Annotated in this window: 13 protein-coding genes; 10 read left to right on the forward strand and 3 right to left on the reverse strand. The window is 33.0% G+C overall.

What is annotated here, in order from left to right; all coding sequences use genetic code 11:
• Positions 1-2 precede the first annotated feature (2 nt).
• Together GQR98_RS12035 and GQR98_RS12040 are read left to right on the forward strand one after the other, a co-directional pair.
• A complete protein-coding gene (locus GQR98_RS12035) occupies positions 3-1076 on the forward strand; it encodes an AAA family ATPase (protein ID WP_159019711.1) in 1074 nt (357 codons plus the stop codon).
• Between the two features lie 89 nt (positions 1077-1165).
• Positions 1166-2497, forward strand: a complete 1332-nt coding sequence (locus GQR98_RS12040) for a DUF58 domain-containing protein (protein WP_233268003.1) — start codon at positions 1166-1168, stop codon at positions 2495-2497.
• A gap of 84 nt (positions 2498-2581) precedes the next feature.
• Here GQR98_RS12040 and pepT read toward each other — a convergent pair whose 3' ends face one another.
• Positions 2582-3826 (reverse strand): peptidase T, encoded by a 1245-nt coding sequence (pepT, locus tag GQR98_RS12045; RefSeq protein ID WP_159019712.1) that lies wholly within the window; start codon positions 3824-3826, stop codon positions 2582-2584.
• Positions 3827-4018: 192 nt separating this feature from the next.
• On the opposite strand from pepT, the gene GQR98_RS12050 reads away from it, so the two are divergent.
• Entirely contained in the window at positions 4019-5053 is a 1035-nt protein-coding gene (locus GQR98_RS12050) for a quinone-dependent dihydroorotate dehydrogenase (RefSeq protein WP_159019713.1), read from the forward strand.
• On the opposite strand, the gene GQR98_RS12055 is transcribed toward GQR98_RS12050, so the two are convergent.
• Positions 5054-6238 (reverse strand): zinc-dependent metalloprotease, encoded by a 1185-nt coding sequence (locus GQR98_RS12055; RefSeq protein ID WP_159019714.1) that lies wholly within the window; start codon positions 6236-6238, stop codon positions 5054-5056.
• 407 nt (positions 6239-6645) lie between these two features.
• Between GQR98_RS12055 and GQR98_RS12060 the strand changes: the two genes are divergently transcribed.
• From GQR98_RS12060 to guaB, 7 genes are all read left to right on the forward strand, one after another.
• Positions 6646-7509, forward strand: coding sequence for a hydroxymethylglutaryl-CoA lyase (locus GQR98_RS12060; protein WP_159019715.1), 864 nt, complete (start codon positions 6646-6648; stop codon positions 7507-7509).
• Positions 7510-7803: 294 nt separating this feature from the next.
• A complete protein-coding gene (locus GQR98_RS12065; protein WP_159019716.1) occupies positions 7804-9000 on the forward strand; it encodes a DUF4856 domain-containing protein in 1197 nt (398 codons plus the stop codon).
• A 35-nt stretch (positions 9001-9035) separates the two neighbouring features.
• Positions 9036-10133 (forward strand): imelysin family protein, encoded by a 1098-nt coding sequence (locus tag GQR98_RS12070; protein ID WP_159019717.1) that lies wholly within the window; start codon positions 9036-9038, stop codon positions 10131-10133.
• A gap of 86 nt (positions 10134-10219) precedes the next feature.
• Positions 10220-11602 carry an HTTM domain-containing protein gene (locus tag GQR98_RS12075; RefSeq protein ID WP_159019718.1) on the forward strand — a complete coding sequence of 461 codons (1383 nt, stop codon included), beginning with the start codon at positions 10220-10222 and terminating at the stop codon, positions 11600-11602.
• Positions 11583-14006: a TonB-dependent receptor domain-containing protein gene (locus GQR98_RS12080; RefSeq protein ID WP_159019719.1), complete on the forward strand. Its 2424-nt coding sequence runs from the start codon at positions 11583-11585 to the stop codon at positions 14004-14006. Before GQR98_RS12075 ends, GQR98_RS12080 begins: the two co-directional genes overlap by 20 nt.
• Positions 14007-14081: 75 nt before the next feature.
• Positions 14082-16841, forward strand: a complete 2760-nt coding sequence (locus GQR98_RS12085; RefSeq protein WP_159019720.1) for an outer membrane beta-barrel protein — start codon at positions 14082-14084, stop codon at positions 16839-16841.
• A 140-nt stretch (positions 16842-16981) separates the two neighbouring features.
• The gene (gene guaB, locus GQR98_RS12090; RefSeq protein WP_159021154.1) at positions 16982-18454 is read left to right on the forward strand and encodes an IMP dehydrogenase; all 1473 of its coding nucleotides are present in this window, start codon (positions 16982-16984) and stop codon (positions 18452-18454) included.
• A gap of 279 nt (positions 18455-18733) precedes the next feature.
• On the opposite strand, the gene GQR98_RS12095 is transcribed toward guaB, so the two are convergent.
• Positions 18734-19819, reverse strand: coding sequence for a hypothetical protein (locus tag GQR98_RS12095; protein WP_159019721.1), 1086 nt, complete (start codon positions 19817-19819; stop codon positions 18734-18736).
• Positions 19820-19962 lie beyond the last annotated feature (143 nt).

The following is a 19962-nucleotide window of genomic DNA, read 5'->3' on the forward strand; positions in this document are numbered from 1 at the left end:
TTATGGACGAAAACAACACGCCAAACAACGATAATTTAGATTTAGGAGCAGAACAACAAAGTTTTGAAAATACTCTTGATGGGCATGAAGCCGGACAAGATTCTAATTTAGATTTTAAGAGTCGTATTGATTTAAGTGAGCTACAAGAAGGTATAGCACTTATAAAAAATGAAATAGGAAAAGTTATTGTTGGGCAGAAAGGGATGATCGATATGCTAATTGCTTCTATTTTAGCTAACGGCCATTCTTTAATAGAAGGTGTTCCGGGTGTTGCCAAAACCATTTCGGCTAAGTTATTGGCAAAATCATTAGATGTTGGTTTTAGTCGTATACAGTTTACACCCGATTTAATGCCAAGTGATATTTTAGGAACCTCGGTTTTCGATATGAAATCATCTGAATTTCAATTCAAAAAAGGACCTATTTTTTCGAATATGATTCTTATTGATGAAATAAATCGTGCGCCTGCAAAAACGCAAGCTGCTTTGTTTGAAGTTATGGAAGAACGCCAAATTACTATCGATGGTAATAAATTTATTATGGATTTACCATTTATTGTTTTGGCAACACAAAACCCTGTAGAGCAAGAAGGAACTTACCGTTTACCGGAAGCACAATTAGACCGTTTTTTGTTTAAAATAGATGTAGATTATCCTAATTTAGAAGAAGAGATTGAAATTATAAATAGAGAACAAGCCTTGCAAGGTGGCACAAAAACCGAAAAGATTACGGCACATTTAAGTAAAGAAGATATTTCTAAATTTCAGGTTTTGGTGAGTCAAATAATTATCGAATCACATTTAGTAAAATATATCGCTGATATTATTGTTAACACACGAAGTAATCCGTTTTTATATTTAGGCGCTTCGCCACGTGCATCTATTGCAATATTAAAAGCAAGTAAAGCCTTTGCAGCCATGAACGGACGCGATTTTGTAACACCCGAAGATATTAAACAAGCCGCTATTCCGGTATTGCAGCACCGTGTTATTGTTACTCCAGAGCGCGAAATGGAAGGCGTAACTTCTAAACAAATTATTAAACAAATTATAGAAGCTGTAGAGATCCCGAGGTAAGGAGTGAATTATTCAGTTTACAGTATTTAGTAAAAAATAAGTAACGAGCACAACACGTAACTAATAACCATCAACCAATAATCAAAAAATTGAAACGTATTAAACCTTTTTACATACAAAACAGATTTTTCTACGGATGCCTGATTGTTATGGTCTTGTTTGTGTTAAGCTTTGTGTTTCCTAGGTTGTTTAATTTAGTGAAGTTGTTATTGCTATGTTTGTTTGCTCTTACGTTTTTAGATGCTATTTTATTATTCGTTGCAAAAAAAGGTATAAAAGGAAAACGAAATTTACCGGAAAAATTCTCTAATGGTGATCAAAATGCTATTGGTGTTTCTATTGAAAACTTCTACACATTCCCTATTTTTATTAGAATTATAGATGAAATTCCTGTACAGTTTCAGGTGCGTGATTTCAAAATAGATAGAAAGTTAGATGCTTCTAGCTTAACAGAATTAGAGTACGAACTGCGCCCAACGGAGCGTGGAGAATATCAATTCGGGAAGCTTAATATTTATGCCACATCGGTTTTTGGATTAATTGCAAGACGCTTTTGGTTTGATGATGACCAAATGATTGCTACGTACCCAAGTTTTATTCAATTACGTAAATATAATTTGCTTGCCATAAGTAATAATTTATTGCAGTATGGAGTTAAAAAAGTTAGGAAGTTAGGGCACACCATGGAATTTGAGCAGATTAAAGATTATGTTTTAGGTGATGATTTACGAACCATAAATTGGAAGGCTACTGCCAAGAAAAACCAATTAATGGTGAATCAGTTTCAAGATGAAAAATCTCAGCCTATATATTCTGTAATCGATAAAGGCCGTGTTATGAAAATGCCTTTTGATGGCTTAACTTTACTAGATTATGCTATAAATGCTGCTTTGGTAATATCTAATGTGGCTTTAAAGAAACAAGATAAAGCCGGTATTTTTTCATTTTCCAAAAAAATAGAAAATAGAGTCGTTGCGGAGCGCAGAACATCTCAAATGAATTTGATTTTAGAGGCGCTTTACAACGTGAACACCGATTATTACGAAAGTGATTTTGGACGTTTGTATGCCGATGTAAAACGTAATATTACGCAACGAAGTCTTGTTTTACTATATACTAATTTTGAAACCTTAGATGGTTTACACCGCCAATTACCTTATTTAAAAGGCATTGCTAAAAGTCATTTATTGGTAGTTATATTCTTTAAAAATACAGAGTTAGATAGTATAATAGATGAAAAGGCCGAAACCGTTCAACAAGCTTATGATAAAGTAATAGCAGAGAAATTTGCTTTCGAAAAACGACTTATCGTAAATGAACTGAAGAAATATGGTATTTATTCCATTTTAACAACTCCAGAAAATTTAACGATCGATACTATAAATAAATACTTAGAAATTAAAGCACGAGGCTTACTCTAGACTATTTATTATCTTTTGGAATAAACTAAAATAGCGCTAAAACCTTTAGGTCTTAGCGCTATTTTTATAAATAAATAGAAGTTCTTAGTTTTGAGCTTCTTCTGCTGTTAACTCTGCAATTTTACAAATGACTTCAGTAGCTTTTATAATGCTTTCTACAGGCACATATTCGTAACGCCCATGAAAGTTATGTCCACCAGCAAAAATATTAGGACAAGGTAAGCCCATGTAGCTTAATTGAGATCCGTCTGTACCACCTCTAATGGCTTTAATTAAAGGTTCAATATCTAGAGCTTTCATCGCTTTTTCTGCAACATCAACAATATGCATTACAGGTTCAATTTTTTCACGCATGTTAAAATACTGGTCCTTAATTTCTGTAGTAATCACTTCGTTTCCATATTGCGAATTAAGTTCAGCAGTAAGTTTTAGCATCACTTCTTTTCTAGCTTCAAAATGGCCACTATCATGATCGCGAATAATATATTTTAAAGTGGTTTCTTCAACATCACCTTCCATATTATGTAAATGGAAAAAACCTTGATAATCTGTAGTATGCTCAGGTGTTTCCATACGTGGTAGAGAATTAATAAACTCGGTAGCAATATACATGGAGTTTATCATTTTGCCTTTAGCATAACCGGGATGCACAATTTTTCCTTTAATTTTTACAACGGCTCCGGCGGCATTAAAGTTTTCGTATTCTAATTCACCAATTTGACTACCGTCCATAGTGTAGGCCCACTCGGCTCCAAATTTTTCAACATCAAATTTATGAGCACCTCTTCCAATTTCTTCATCTGGAGTAAATCCAACACGAATTTTTCCATGTTTAATTTCTGGGTGTTGCACTAAGTATTCCATGGCAGAAACAATTTCGCAAATTCCAGCTTTATCATCTGCACCTAAAAGTGTTGTGCCATCTGTGGTAATTATCGTTTGTCCTTTGTATTGTAATAAATCTTCAAAATAATCTGGAGATAGAATAATGTTTTCAGCTTCATTTAAAACAATATCTTTTCCATCGTAATTTTCGATAATTTGAGGTTTTACGTTTTTACCTGTAAAATCTGGCGATGTATCAAAATGAGAAATAAACCCAATAGTTGGTACATTGTGATCTACGTTGCTAGGCAATGTAGCCATAATGTATGCGTTTTCGTCGATGCTAACATCTTCTAAACCAATTTGTTTAAGTTCTTCGGCAAGTTTGTTAGCCAAATCCCATTGTTTTTCTGTACTTGGTGTAGTTTGAGATTCTGGATCAGACTCGGTATCCACAGTTACATAACCTACAAAACGTTTTATGATATGTTCTTTTGAAATCATTTTAGAAAAATTTTAATGTATTTGAGGGAAAAAATGTTCTTGATTTTAATATTTCAAAAATACGATTTTTAGCCATGAATTCACGAATGTTTTCATTCAAATAATTAGGAGACAAGATTCAAATATTTAAATTTTCAGGCGTTAGAATTGTTCAATTTTTTAATTAAACCTATTTTTGCACAAATAATCCTGATGTACAAACAATTACTGCGCCCGATATTTTTTTCTTTCGATCCTGAAAAAATTCACCATTTTACATTTTCATTAGTAAAATTCACTTCTAAAATCCCTGGTTTTAAATCTATATACAGGAGTTTATATGTTATAGAAAACCCTAAATTAGAGCGAAATGTATTTGGGTTAACTTTTAAAAACCCTGTGGGATTAGCTGCAGGTTTTGATAAAAATGCCGTGCTTTACAATGAATTGGCAAACTTTGGATTTGGTTTTATTGAAATAGGCACTGTAACTCTAAAAGCGCAAGAGGGAAATCCAAAAAAGCGTTTATTTCGTTTAAAAGATGATCAAGGTATTATTAACCGAATGGGTTTTAATAATGAAGGCTTACAAGCGGCTATTGTTCAACTTAAAAAGAATAAGGGAAAACTTGTTATTGGTGGAAATATTGGTAAAAATACGCAAACAAAACCTGAAGATTATACTAAAGATTATTTAGAGTGTTTTAACGCCTTGCACCCTTATGTAGATTATTTTGTACTTAACGTGAGTTGCCCTAATGTGGGATCGCATGCTAAGTTGAATGATAAAGATTATTTAGAAGAATTAATTGGAGCGGTACAAAAAGCCAATGGCACGTTTGCAACTCAAAAGCCTATCGTTTTAAAAATTGCACCAGATTTAAATAATGCGCAGTTAGACGAGATTATCGAATTGGTAAAAGAAACGAATTTAGATGGTGTAATTGCAAGTAATACCTCTATGGATAGAAGTGGTTTAAAAGCTTCTTCTGAGCGTTTAGAAAGTATTGGTAATGGTGGTTTAAGCGGACAACCTGTAAAGGATAAAAGTACAGCCGTTATTAAATATTTATCTGAAAAGAGTAATAAAGCCTTTCCTATTATTGGAGTAGGTGGTGTACATTCTGCTAAAGATGCTTTAGAGAAAATTGACGCAGGCGCCGATTTAGTTCAAATTTATACCGGATTTATTTATGAAGGTCCTAGTTTGGTGAAACAAATTAATAAAGCAATTTTGAATAGAGGTTAGTTATTTAACAAACCTTCTAGTTACAGTAGAATTCCCGTTTTGGAGTTGTAGAATATAACTTCCTGCAGGTAAATTATTTACATTAATTTCATTGTTTTCAACAGAACCATTTGCCAAGGCTTGACCTTGTAGATTAACGATTCTGAAACTTATTGCTGTTTCTATATTGGTAGACGATAGGTATATGTTACCATTTTGCACCGGATTAGGATAAAGCTTAACCGCAGCTAAACTCTCTTTATCGTAGGCTTCTTCCTCTATAACTATTTCTGGAACAACGCCAGGCTGTGTAAATCTATTTTTTTCTAAATTGAAATAGGTATACATGCGTATTATTTGTTCCGTAGAAAAATAAGTTCTACAAGCTTTTAACGAATACGACATCATATTGCTAGTATCAGGCTTAAAAGTATCTCCATTAGCATCGGTAGCTGTGCCTGTATAGTTGCAAAAATTATCAACGTTATCGCTAGATAATCCCGGGTCTGCAGGAGTATCGCATATGCCATCGCCATCGGTATCGCAGTTGCTACCATCAACCAATTCTGTAGTTAATTGTGTATTGCTAACACCATGTGTATGTACTAAAGATAGAATATGTCCAATTTCGTGCGCTAATGTAGAATCGTTTATAGAACAGCTATTTTTCACAACTATAATATCTCTATTATCCGCATTATCGCTATAACCACAAATAGAAGATTTTGAGGTGTTTGTTAAATATTCAGCAAAATAAACGTTTAAAATACCAGGGGTATAGTGGTTCTCTAATAAAGTTTTTTCGTCACCTTTTTCAAACTGCATTAATTCACTATCGTCGATATAATCAACACCTTCATAAAGTATAAAGTTTACAAGGGCACCATCAAACATGTTGTTTAAGTTTTGAAATGCTTTTTCTAAATCATAAGCACGTAAACCACCAGAACCATTAGAATAACGAATGGCGTGAACTTTTATGTAAACATCTTGAGCACTTGGTACATCTCCTTTACTATTAGCAGATCGTTGTTGAAGCATCGATTGTTTAGCAGCTTGGAGTTCGGCTTTATGAGTTTTGAAATAATTTAAAGTTTCGGGAGAAGTCACCGTTTGGCACTCTTGTACAACTTCATTTTGTCCATAGCTCAATACGCTAACGAACAATGTAAAGATGAATGTAAAAAGTAATGATGCTTTATTCACGTATGGTATTTAGGTTTGGGGTAATTTTTAATCAAATGTATTTCATAATTCGGATTAGTAAGAATAAAAACGTTATACACATTAATATACTCGTTCAGTGTACCAAAAGGTTAATTTTTAGGTTGAAAGGTGTTAAATTTTAACATTATTTATAGGTGTAATCTTTTATAAATGAAGGGTCTAGGTTTTGTAGTCTTGCAGATTGGTTTATGCTTTTTAAGTTAAAAGAGTGAAAATGGGTTTCGTTTTTATGTAAATAATGGGTCTTTAGAATGTTATGTGTTTTTGAAGTTTCTTTAAGAAGTCGTTTTATCATTTACATTTTTAGAGAACCTAAAACAAGACTTCTATCTATTCTTTTTTCAGAAAAATAATAGTATTTTTAACAACTATATTTTTAACTGTTTATGCAAAAACCCGTAAAAATTATTGAGTGCCCTCGTGATGCTATGCAAGGTATTAAGGCTTTTATTCCAACGGAAAAAAAAGTGCAATACATTCAGTCGCTTTTGCGTGTGGGCTTCGATACTATTGATGTTGGGAGTTTTGTATCTCCCAAAGCTATTCCGCAAATGGTCGATACATCAAAGGTTTTAGAGCAGTTAGATTTAAGTAAAACTACTAGTAAATTATTAGCCATTATTGCTAATACTCGCGGTGCTATAGATGCGTGTCAGGAAAACGTTATAGATTATTTAGGATATCCATTTTCGATTTCAGAGAATTTCCAAATGCGTAATACCCATAAAACCATAGCAGAATCTGTGGTGACACTTTCTGAAATTTTAGAGCATGCAGATAAAGCTAGTAAGGAAGTTGTAGTCTATATTTCTATGGGGTTCGGAAATCCGTATGGTGATCCTTGGAATGTAGATATAGTAGGCGAGTGGACAGAGAAATTAGCCAATATGGGTGTTAAAATACTTTCTTTAAGTGATACTGTTGGCACATCAGATCCGGAAAGTATTAATTACTTATTTTCAAATTTAATTCCTAAATACCCAGAGATTGAGTTTGGTGCACACTTACATACCACGCCAACGAGTTGGTTTGAAAAGGTAGATGCGGCTTACAAAGCGGGATGTTACCGATTTGATGGAGCTATACAAGGTTTTGGTGGTTGCCCAATGGCAAAAGATGAATTAACAGGAAATATGCCAACCGAAAAATTACTATCGTATTTTACTTCACAAAAAAACAATGATTTAAACGCGCTTAGTTTTGAAAGTGCTTATAATGAAGCTTCAAAAATCTTCAAAGTTTATCATTAATTTTGAAATTCTTACTTATAAAAAGTGAGATAAATCTTAATTTTTAGTTTTAAAATTGTCTTAGATACCGAGGCGCTTATTGTTATATGTAAAAATTACAAGTAATTTATTTTCATCATTCTATGCTTTGTAAACGCTTGATATATCTACCTTTTTCCCTATTTACATGAAATCATGTATTTCTTTATTTTAATTTGTTCTAAATAAACTTTGTTGAAGTTATTCTGTGTTTTATATTTGCAACTTCAAATTAAAAATTATTTGTAATAAGTCTAAATAAAACAATAACTTATAATGAAAAAAATAGTATTCAGTCTTTTTGTAGCATCAGCATTATTTCAATCTTGTTCAAGTGATGACGATGGAGGTGAAACTTCTCAAGTAGAAGCACCAACAACTTATACCTTTTTAAGAGATGGAAATTCGTCGGTAAGTTATAGCGGACAAACCACAAGAATTTTAATGGCAGAAGAATTAGTTTCTGGATTAAAAGTAGAAACGAATACAGAAGCGACTTTAGACGCTATGTTTGCTCACGTAGAAGGAGCAAGTGATTTTAGTGATGCAGATTTAAACGCATCAGATAAAAGTGTACGTAGTAAAGTAGCTGCTTCAACAGATTTTTTCTCTGCTAACACTACAGAAGCTAACGAAATTAAAGCCGATTTTGATGGATGGATTGCATCGCAAGTAAATGATGTTTTTCCAAACTGGAGTTTTACAGCAGCAGCAGGAGAGGCAGGCGCTTTACAACAAGCTGGTGGTGGTACAACCCGTTACTTAAACGAAAAAGGATTAGAATACAACCAAGCTTTTGCTAAAGGTTTAATTGGTGGATTAATGATCGATCAAATCCTTAACAACTACTTAAGCCCAGCAGTTTTAGATGCAGGTACAAATGTTGAAGACAATAACAATGTGGTTTTAGAAGAAGGTAAAACATACACTTCTATGGAGCATAAATGGGATGAAGCTTTTGGATACTTATACGGTAGCGAAGCAGATGCTGCTAATCCTGTTTTAGATGTAGATCAGTTTTTAAGTGAATATTTAGATCGCGTTGAAGCAGACGAAGATTTTGCAGGTATCGCTACTAAAATATACAATGCTTTTATATTAGGTCGTGCTGCAATTGTAGCTAACAACTATACAGTTCGTGATGCTCAAGCAGAGATTATTAAAGAAAATATTTCAGTAATACCAGCAGTTAGAGCGGTATACTATTTACAGTCTGGAAAAAATAATTTAGGTGTAGATAATGCATCTGCATTTCATGGTTTATCTGAAGCTTACGGATTTATTTACAGCCTTCAATTTACAAGACAACCAAATTCAACATCACCTTATTTAACAAAAACAGAAGTAGATGCTTATTTAGAAACGCTTATGGAAGGTAATGGTTTCTGGGATGTTACGACTAATACTTTAGATGAAATTTCAGATGAGATTTCTGCTAAATTTGGTTTCACAACAGAAGAAGCCTCTAACTAGAAACTTTAGTTTTTAGAATTAAAACAACGTGTAGTATGATTAAAAATATTTTTTTAGCAGTAATAGCCTTAACATTTATAGTGGCATGTAGTTCATCATCATCAGATGATACTCCATCGGTAAGTCCTGATAATTTTGATAGAGGTGCATTATTAACCAATTTGGCAGATAATATCATTATTCCTGCGTATCAAGATTTATCTACTAAATTAGAAACTTTAACGGCAGATAAAGATGCTTTTATTGCGGATGCAAATCAAACTAATTTAGATAACTTAAGAGCATCTTGGTTAGAAGCTTATAAAGTTTGGCAACATGTTGAAATGTTTAATATTGGTAAAGCTGAAGAGTTAACCTATAGTTTTCAAATGAATATCTATCCGGTTTCTACAACAGATGTTGAAGCTAATATTTCTGCTGGAAATGCCGATTTAACGCACGTTAATAATAACGATGCCGTTGGTTTCCCTGCTGTAGATTATATGCTTTACGGTGTTGCAGACAGTGATGCTGCTATTTTAACTAAGTATGAAGATGATAAGTATAAAGCTTATTTATCAGATTTAGTAAACCAAATGGAAAGCTTAACCGAAACAGTTTTAACAGATTGGACTTCTAATTACCGTGCAACTTTTGTTAGCTCGACTTCCAATACAGTAACGAGTTCTTTAAATAAGTTTGTAAACGATTATATCTTTTACTTCGAAAAAAGTTTAAGAGCGAATAAGTTTGGAATTCCAGGAGGTGTTTTTTCAACAGATCCTTTACCTGAAAAGGTAGAAGCTTTCTATAATCAAGAAGTTTCAAAAACATTAGCTTTAGAAGCTTTAACAGCTTTTCAAAATACATTAAACGGTACTTATTATAGTTCTAGTGCTACTGGCGAAAGTTTTAAAACCTATTTAACTGAATTGGAACGTACCGATTTAAGTACTTTATTAAATACAAGAATAGATGCAGCAAGAGCAAAAATTAATCTTTTAGATGATAATTTTTACTCACAAGTAAATAGCGATAATGTTAAAATGACAGAAGCTTATGATGCTTTACAATTAGTAGTAGTATCATTAAAAGTAGATATGCTGCAAGCTTTCAATGTGAGCGTCGATTATGTTGATGCCGATGGCGATTAAAAACATATAAACATTACTAAAAAGGTTGTCTATTAAAAAAGACAACCTTTTTTGCGTATCACTAAATTCAAAAGGCATACTTTTTAATGAAATTGAACATAAGCACATATCTAAATAAAACTACAAGCGCAGCCCCATTGGCTGTGTTTCGTGTTTTCTTTGGTATCATGATGTGCTTAAGTATTGTGCGATTTTGGTATAACGACTGGATCGATTTACTGTATATACAACCCAAGTTTCACTTTACGTATTTCGGATTTGAATTTATAAAACCACTAGGCGTTTATACCTATGTATTATTTGCTATTTGTGGCATCGCAGCCATTTTTGTGGCTTTGGGTTTTAAATATAGAATAGCCATTATTACATTCTTTTTAAGTTTTACTTACATTGAATTAATGGATAAAACCACGTATTTAAATCATTACTACTTTATTACTTTACTGAGTTTTATAATGATTTTTCTTCCTGCCAATGCGCATTTTTCTGTAGATAATATATTCCGAAGAAAAACATATCAAAGCATACCAAATTGGACTATTGATAGCATAAAAATTCTATTAGGTATTGTTTATTTTTATGCAGGTTTGGCGAAGCTTAATAGCGATTGGTTATTTAAAGCTATGCCTTTAAAAATTTGGTTGCCTTCAAAATACGATTTACCTTTTATTGGCGAAAACCTCATGCAGCAAAATTGGTTTCATTTCGCGATGAGCTGGAGCGGTATGCTTTACGATTTATGTATTCCGTTTTTATTATTGTATAAAAAAACACGCTGGTTTGCCTTTATTTTAGTGGTTGTTTTTCATGTGTTTACTCGGGTTTTATTTCCTATTGGTATGTTCCCGTTTATTATGATTGTTTCAACTTTAATATTTTTCGATGCTAGTTTTCATCAGAATATTATAAGGCTTTTAAAACGCCTATTAAATGCGTTATCTCTGCGGAAGCCGTCATTGCAAGCAAGCAAATTAAGTGTTTACTCTCAGTTTCAGCTTAAAAGTAAATCGCTCATTATTCCATTATTTGTGCTGTTTTTCAGTATTCAATTGGTATTTCCTTTTCGTTATTTAGTATATCCAAACGAGTTGTTTTGGACGGAAGAAGGTTATCGTTTTTCATGGCGCGTTATGCTTATGGAAAAAATGGGTATTGCAACGTTTAAGATTGTCGATGCCGATACAGGACGATTTTTTTACGTGAATAATAAAGATTTTTTAACACCTTTTCAGGAAAAACAAATGAGTTTTCAACCTGATTTTATTTTGGAATACGCACATTATTTAGGCGATCACTTTACGGAGCAAGGACACAAAAATGTTCAGGTTTTTGTTGAAAGCTATGTGGCATTAAATGGCAGATTAAGCGCTCCATATATCAATAAAACCGTAGATTTGTATGCGGAAAAAGAATCATTTAAATCAAAACATTGGATTTTACCATTTAAGGATGACATTAAAGGACTTTAAAATTATACTCGCACTTTTAATTAGTGCGTTAAGTTTTGCTCAGCATAACGTTTCAGGAACGGTTACTTTTTCAAAAACAAATACACCAGTGGCCGATGTAAAAGTTTACGATAAAACATCGGGAGTTCTTGCAACTACAGATAATTCAGGGTTTTTTAAATTTGAAACTGCTAAAAAAGAATTAACCTTGGTGTTTTTCTCTTTTGAATATGCAGTGGAAGAAGTTACTATTGAAACCGAAAACGCTTCAACCTTAAATATTACTTTAAAAGATTTAACTCAGAATTTATCTGAAGTTGAAATTACAGCACGTAAGCAACGCATTTTCGAATTAAAACGTTTAAATGATGTTGAGGGTACTGCTATTTATGCAGGTAAAAAAACGGAAGTGGTATTGGTAGAGCAGTCTATGGCGAATTTAGCATCTAACAATGCTAGGCAAATTTACAGTCAGGTTGCAGGTTTAAATATTTATCAGAATGACGACGCCGGATTGCAATTAAACATTGGTGGTCGTGGTTTAGACCCAAACCGTACAGCTAACTTTAATACTAGACAAAATGGCTACGATATTAGTGCTGATGTTTTAGGATATCCAGAAAGTTATTACACACCGGCCTCAGAGGGTTTGTCAGAAATTCAGGTGATTCGAGGTGCGGCTTCATTACAATATGGAACGCAGTTTGGAGGTTTAATTAATTTTAAAATGAAAGAACCAAACCCTAATAAACCTCTAGAAGTGATTACTAGAAATACTTTAGGGAGTTATGGGTTGTATACCAATTTTACAAGTGTTAGCGGTACCAAAAACAAATGGAGTTATTACAGTTATTTCAACTATAAGAAAGGAGATGGATTTCGTCCAAATTCTGAGTTTGAATCTAAAAACGTATTCGGACATTTAGGATATCAATTTAACCAAAAAACGAAGTTAACAGGTGAGGTCACTTACATGCGTTATTTAGCCCAACAAGCTGGTGGATTAACCGATGCTATGTTTAATGAAGATCCGTACCAAAGTAACCGTGCTCGAAACTGGTTTCAGGTAGATTGGTTGCTTTATAATTTAAAATTAGATCATAAATTTTCTGATAAAACAAATTTTACATTTAACTTTTTTGGATTGAATGCTTCTCGTGATGCTTTAGGTTTTAGAACCAACCGAGTAAGTCAAGTAGATTCTAATCAAGAACGCGATTTAATTAAAGGTGATTTTAAAAACTTTGGTTTCGAGTCGCGTTTGCTTACCAAATACAAAGCGTTTAATAAAGATGCTACATTTTTAATTGGTTCTAAATTTTACAAAGCCGATAACTATCAAGAACAAGGCGCGGCTAGTGATGGTATTGGTCCAGATTTTGATTTTGCCAACGATGATTATCCTAATTATCCAAACCAATCACAATTCGATTTACCTAATTTAAATGTTTCTGTTTTTGGTGAAAACATTTTTTATGTATCCGATAAGTTTTCGGTAACACCAGGTTTTAGGTTTGAATATATAAAAACACAAAGTGAAGGATTTTATAAAAACATAAATACCGATGCTGCTGGCAATGTTATTTTTGAAGAAACGGTTGAAGATAATCAAAACTTCGAGCGTTCGTTTATTTTATTAGGCTTGGGGCTTAGTTATAAGCCTAACACAAACTTTGAAGCTTATGGAAATGTATCCCAAAATTACCGTTCGGTGACATTTTCTGATATAAATATTGATAATCCTGCGTTTTTAATTAGTCCAGATATTACCGACGAAGAAGGGTTTACAACTGATTTAGGTATTCGTGGAAATTTCAATAATATCGTATCTTACGATTTGGGTGTTTTTGGACTGTTCTATAAAAAAAGAATTGGTTTTGTAACCATTGTAGATACCGATGGAAGTATTAAAAACGAACGTGGTAATATTGGAGATGCTGTAATGTATGGCGTAGAATCTTTATTCGATTTTAATTTGAAGAAAACTTTAAACTTAAATAATAATATTAAGCTTAATTATTTTATAAATACATCGGTTATTAATTCGGAATATACCAATTCTGAAAAAGCAGGTGTTAAAGGAAATAAAGTAGAGTTTGTTCCTGATTTAAATTTAAAAATGGGACTTAACGGTGGTTATAAAAACCTATTGGCTAATATTCAATATAGTTATTTAGGTAGTCAGTTTACCGATGCTACAAATTCTATAGAGGCTAGTGAAAGCGGTGTTGTAGGTGAAATACCTGAATATGATATTTTAGATGTATCGCTTTCTTACAGTTATAAAAATTTCAAACTAGAAACAGGAGTAAATAACGTTTTAGATAACGCATATTTTACACGTAGAGCTACTGGCTATCCAGGACCGGGAATTATCCCGTCATCGCCAAGAAATTGGTATACCACATTACAGATTAAATTTTAACATTTTTTTATAATTTGAGGACTAAACCTTCGAATGTAGGGTAAGTCTAAGTTTCACACTAATAAACCAATCAGTTTGAAACATTCATTTCTATTACTTTTTTTAGCTTGTAGTACCTCGCTATTTGCTCAACGTTTTACTTTAGAAGGCCAAGTAAAAGACCCGGACGCCATTACCTTAGAGGGCGCCACAGTTTATGTACAAAGCCTTAAAGATAGTATTACCATGGCTTATGGTATTACTAATAAAACCGGGCAATTCTCAATAAATATTAATGCGGAAGAAGAAACAAAGCTTTTATTTAATGTTGCTTATTTAGGATACCAACCGTATTCTAAAGATATTGATGTGCCAACCGGAAATAAGTTTGATATGGGTACGGTTACACTAGCCGACCAAGCCGAGCAGTTAGATGTTATTTCTATTATAGGTAAAGCTCCGCCAATTGTTATTAAAAAAGATACTATTGAATATAATGCCGATAGTTTTAAAACGTTGGCTAATGATCGTGCTGAAGATTTACTTAAAAAACTACCAGGCGTAGAGTTTGATATAGACGGTAATATTACTGTAAACGGTGTGGCCGTAGAAGCTATTAATGTAGATGGAATGGAGTTTTTTGGTGAAAAAATGGGCGATATTGCTCTTAAGAATTTACCAAGTAATGTAATTAGTAAAGTTCAGGTTACCGATTATAAAACAAATTTACAAAAGTTTACAGGTGAAGAGTCCGACTCGGGAACCAAGGAGATCAACATTAAAATTAAAAAAGGTAAGAATACTGCCTTTTTTGGTGATTTAAATGGAGGTGTAGGCACCGATGATAAATATCAGGCCAATGCCAATCTGTTTCAAATGATAGATGGTAAACAAATTGGGTTTATCTCCGGAACCAATAATATAAACATGCGTCGTGGTTTTACAGCTTTACCCGATGCCAAATCGAGCACTGGTTATGTAGAATCCGATTTTGTTGGAGCTAATTATTCAAAAGGAAAATGGGACGAAACACGTGTTAATGCAAATTACAAATACAGCGCAAGTAATGTAGATAATAGTAGTTTTAGTTTTCGGGATTACTTTTTACCAAACTTAAATTACACCACAGAAACGATAAGTAACAGCACTACAGATAGTGACAACCATAGTGGTGATTTGGATTTGAAATTTATAATTCCTTCAAAAAACAAATCATCTAACAATAAAATACAGCTATCTAACGAGCTTAATTTTAATAGAGATACTAGCGATTCGTTTTCCGATTCTACTACAGAATCAAAATCTAATGATGGTGAAGATATTAGCGATTATAATGCCAATAGCGAATCGACTTCTATTAGTAATAGCATTGATAATACCATAGGCGCTATTGTAAGAACAGGAAAAGGACGCGATTTTTTCAATCTTAAATTAAGTACCAATTTTGATAATTCAGAGAGTGATTCTAAAAATTACTCAGAGAATATATTGTATCAAAGAAATACAACAGAAATTCAAGACCAAGTTAGAAGCACAGATAATTCAACTTCAAATATTAATTTTAATGGGTATTGGTTTAAAGAGTTATTTACTAATTTCAGAATTATACCAAAGTATAGCGCTACCATTTACCATAATAAAAATGAGAAAAACGTTTTTGATTTTAATGAAACCGATAACGATTATACAGATTTTAATGAGCAACAAAGTTTTGATAGTAAATATGTAACCACAACCTTAAAGCCTGCATTAAGATTTAGATACGAGTATAAAGATTTTAGGTTTGAAGTGGAAGGTGCGTATACTAATACTTTTAGAAAATATACCGATGAGTTAATTACTGAAAGAAATTTTAATGCAGAATTCGATTACATAACCTATTCAAGTAGAATTCGTTATCGTGATGATAAAGGCTATAAAAATATCTCGTTGGATTATAATCAAAATGTAGATTTGCCATCATCAACACAATTACAACCGGTTGCCGATGTAAGTAACCAAACGCATATTTACACTGGAAATCCAGATTTAGAACCAGGTTTAAGTCATAATTTAAGATTCCGATATCAAAACAATATTGCCTTTAATAATATTACTATTAATGCAGAAACAAAAGCAGAGTTTGTAGAAGATAAAATTATTAACTCGACTATTACAGATGCCGATTTAATTAAGTACACTACCTATGATAATATCAACGGTGATTATTCGCTTAGTGGTAATGCTTCTATTTCTAAATCGTATTTCAGTCAAAATACAAATATTAATATGAGTGCTAAGTTTGCGGCATCATACGATAACAATATTTCTATTCAGAATGGAGTGAAATTTTCAGGAAAAAATACTGTTTATAAGCCTTCTGTAGGTTTTAAGTATTCTTATAATAATAAATTCGATTTCGGAATTAACTATAGCTATTCTGTAAACGAAACTTTATATGATACGGATGCTTTTAATGATAACGAATATTTTGTTCAGAATTTAAAATTAGACACCTCTATCTTTTTCTTTAAAAATGCTTTTTTCTCTAATAAAATAGCATACCAATATAATAGTAGAGTAGGAGATGCTTTTGATGGCGATGCTGTATTTTGGAATGCAGGATTGGGTGTGCAACTTTGGAATAATAAAGGTACATTAACCCTTGTTGGATACGATATTTTAGGTAAGAATAATGGATACAGACGTTCGGTTACCGAAACCTATATTCAAGATATAGAAAACAAAATTTTAGAGCAGTATTTTATGCTAACGTTCTCTTATAAATTTGGTAGAATTGCAGGTCAAAACATGAATGTAAGACCAGATAGTCCAAGTGGTAGAGGTGGTTATGGAGGAGGAAGACGCGGAAGATAATATCCCGTTTTTTCAATAAGTCGTGCACTATATGAGCTAAACGTTAAGAATTGGCTTTATTAAGGATTTCATCTTAATAAAGCTAATTTAAACCAAAAAAAATGCTTAGATTTGCACGCAATTATAACAGTAATTGCAACATGACTGCACACGAAAATAAAATAGTAGGAGAAGGGCTAACTTACGACGATGTCCTTTTAGTTCCAGCGTTCTCCGAAGTACTCCCTAGAGAAGTTAGTATTCAAACAAAATTTACACGTAACATCACCATTAACGTCCCTATTATTTCGGCTGCAATGGATACCGTTACCGAAAGTAAAATGGCAATTGCCATGGCGCAAGAAGGTGGTATTGGTGTGCTACACAAAAACATGTCTATAGAGGCACAAGCCTTAAAGGTGCGTCGTGTAAAACGTGCAGAAAGCGGTATGATTATCGATCCGGTAACCTTGCCAGTAACTGCTATAGTTAGCGATGCTAAAAAATACATGGCAGAGTACAGTATTGGCGGTATACCAATTGTTGCAGAAGATGGCACATTAAAAGGTATAGTAACCAATCGCGATTTACGTTTCGAGCATAATGGTAAACGTGCCATTAGCGAAGTTATGACGAGCGAAAAACTTGTTACTGCCTCTGTGGGAACTTCTTTAAAAGATGCCGAACTTATACTTCAAGAACATAAAATTGAAAAGTTATTAATTGTAGACGATAATTTTAAATTATCAGGATTAATAACCTTTAGAGATATTACAAAATTAAGTCAGAAACCAAATGCAAACAAAGATCAATATGGTCGTTTGCGTGTTGCTGCTGCTTTAGGTGTTACTGCAGATGCTGTAGAACGTGCCGAAGCATTAGTTAACGCTGGAGTAGATGCCGTAGTTATCGATACTGCACATGGGCACACAAAAGGTGTGGTTGCTGTTTTAAAAACTATAAAAGAAAAATTTCCAAACCTAGATGTTATTGTAGGTAATATTGCAACTGGCGCAGCTGCTAAATATTTAGTAGAAGCCGGAGCCGATGCTGTAAAAGTTGGTATTGGTCCAGGATCTATTTGTACAACACGTGTTGTAGCAGGTGTAGGTTTTCCTCAGTTTTCTGCAGTTCTAGAAGTAGCAGCAGCTATTAAAGGCAGTGGAGTACCGGTAATTGCCGATGGAGGTATTCGTTACACAGGCGATATTCCTAAAGCTATTGCAGCAGGAGCAGATACTGTTATGTTAGGGTCGCTTTTAGCAGGAACAAAAGAATCTCCAGGAGAAACCATTATATACGAAGGGCGTAAGTTTAAATCTTACCGTGGTATGGGATCCGTAGAGGCTATGAAAGAAGGTAGTAAAGACCGTTATTTCCAAGATGTAGAAGACGATATTAAAAAATTAGTACCAGAAGGTATTGTTGGACGTGTACCTTACAAAGGTGATTTATACGAAAGCATTCACCAATTTATCGGTGGTTTACGCGCAGGTATGGGCTACTGTGGTGCTAAAGATATTGAGACGCTAAAAGAAACAGGACAGTTTGTTAAAATTACTGCAAGTGGAATTAACGAAAGTCACCCGCACGATGTAACCATTACTAAAGAATCACCAAACTATTCAAGGTAATACAAACAGAATTATATAATTAAAGTTCAACTGAAAGGTTGGACTTTTTTTATGCGTATTATTTTGGGCGTTACCCGAAAAGGGTCGGGCTTTCCGCTATATCTTTTTTTTGAGTTGGTTTTGTTTAAGTCATTTAGACTTCAGCTTTGAGGTTTGCTTCTTTTTAATTATGTTTTGGTTAGAAGTAAAAAAAAGGATGCCGCATCAATCCCTAACGCAGGCTAGTTTGTGGTGTTTGTTTTCTATAAGAAATGTATGAAGTGTAAATTATTAACGCTTTTAAAACTCCACCGATTGTAATTCAGTTAAATAAGTTTTAGTATATTTTTCTCCAAAATTATCGATAGTAATCGCAAAGGCGAGGTGTAAAATAAGCGCTGTAAATATTCCGAAGAGTATAGATTCTGGACTAATAAAAGACATGGCTAAAATGAGAATCACAATTAAACCACCATAAATTAATTTTAACCAAAAGAAAGATTTTAAAGCCCTCTCAGAAGTTACAATTTCAGATTGAGCAAAAGCTATTGGGTCGGTTTCATAGACGGAAACCTTGTAATCAAATTTTTGTTGGTATTTAAAATAAGCAGGAAACATGGCAGCTATTTCTATGAGTCCTATAAAAATCAAAGTTATAGCAAAACTTTTATGATTAGATAATAATATAAAAAGTAGCCCTATAACGGCCGAAAAAACACCAATAATTCCCGCTGCAAGATATAATGATTTTTCGCTGGCTAAAAAATGAGATAAAAGTTCCATAAGCGGTGTGTGGTTTTTTGAATGCGGTGGTTGTAAATATGTTTTAGTTTTTTCTGGTAGTTTGGTGGTTTTATATTCTATATCAGAAAGCCATTCTATTTTAGAAATAACAAAACCATCAAAACACTCTGTAGCTTTTAACCCGAAGGCTTTTAACGTTATTATAAAACGCTCAATACCTCCAAAAGGAAAATTGCCAGTAGAAAACTTAATAATGGCATGATGTTCATCTGTTTTATTCAAACTTTCTATATCGACTTCAAATCCATATTCTAAATAATTAAATATAGAATCTACATTTTGTAAGCCCAATGCCTCTAATTTATCATTATCAGCTTTTATATATTTCTCTAAATATGTGTTGGCATAATCAGGAATAAAAGCTTTACGCCTATGTACTTCTGGTGCTATATCTAAGTAGTCGTTTAGTTCCTTTACAGCTATATCGACTTCCTCTTGCGTCTGTTTGCTATCCCAATCAATTTCAGGAGAATTATCTGGAAACTCATAGTTAGGCTGCCGTACATTAACCATATGTTTATATAGTTTTTTAAAGTCTTCAAACTTCAAAGTATTAGATATGTTGAAGGAAATGTATAGCATTAATTAATAGTTGATTAGCCTAAATTTTAGACTTGTAGTAAGTGTTTTTTTTACAGGCGTAATTTTATAAATTAATTATAAAATATTAAAACGAAGTTATTGAATTTAATCATTAATAAAAAATGACTATTATACCTTGTTAA

The sequence above is a fragment of the Algibacter sp. L3A6 genome (assembly GCF_009796825.1).
Lineage (GTDB): Bacteria > Bacteroidota > Bacteroidia > Flavobacteriales > Flavobacteriaceae > Algibacter.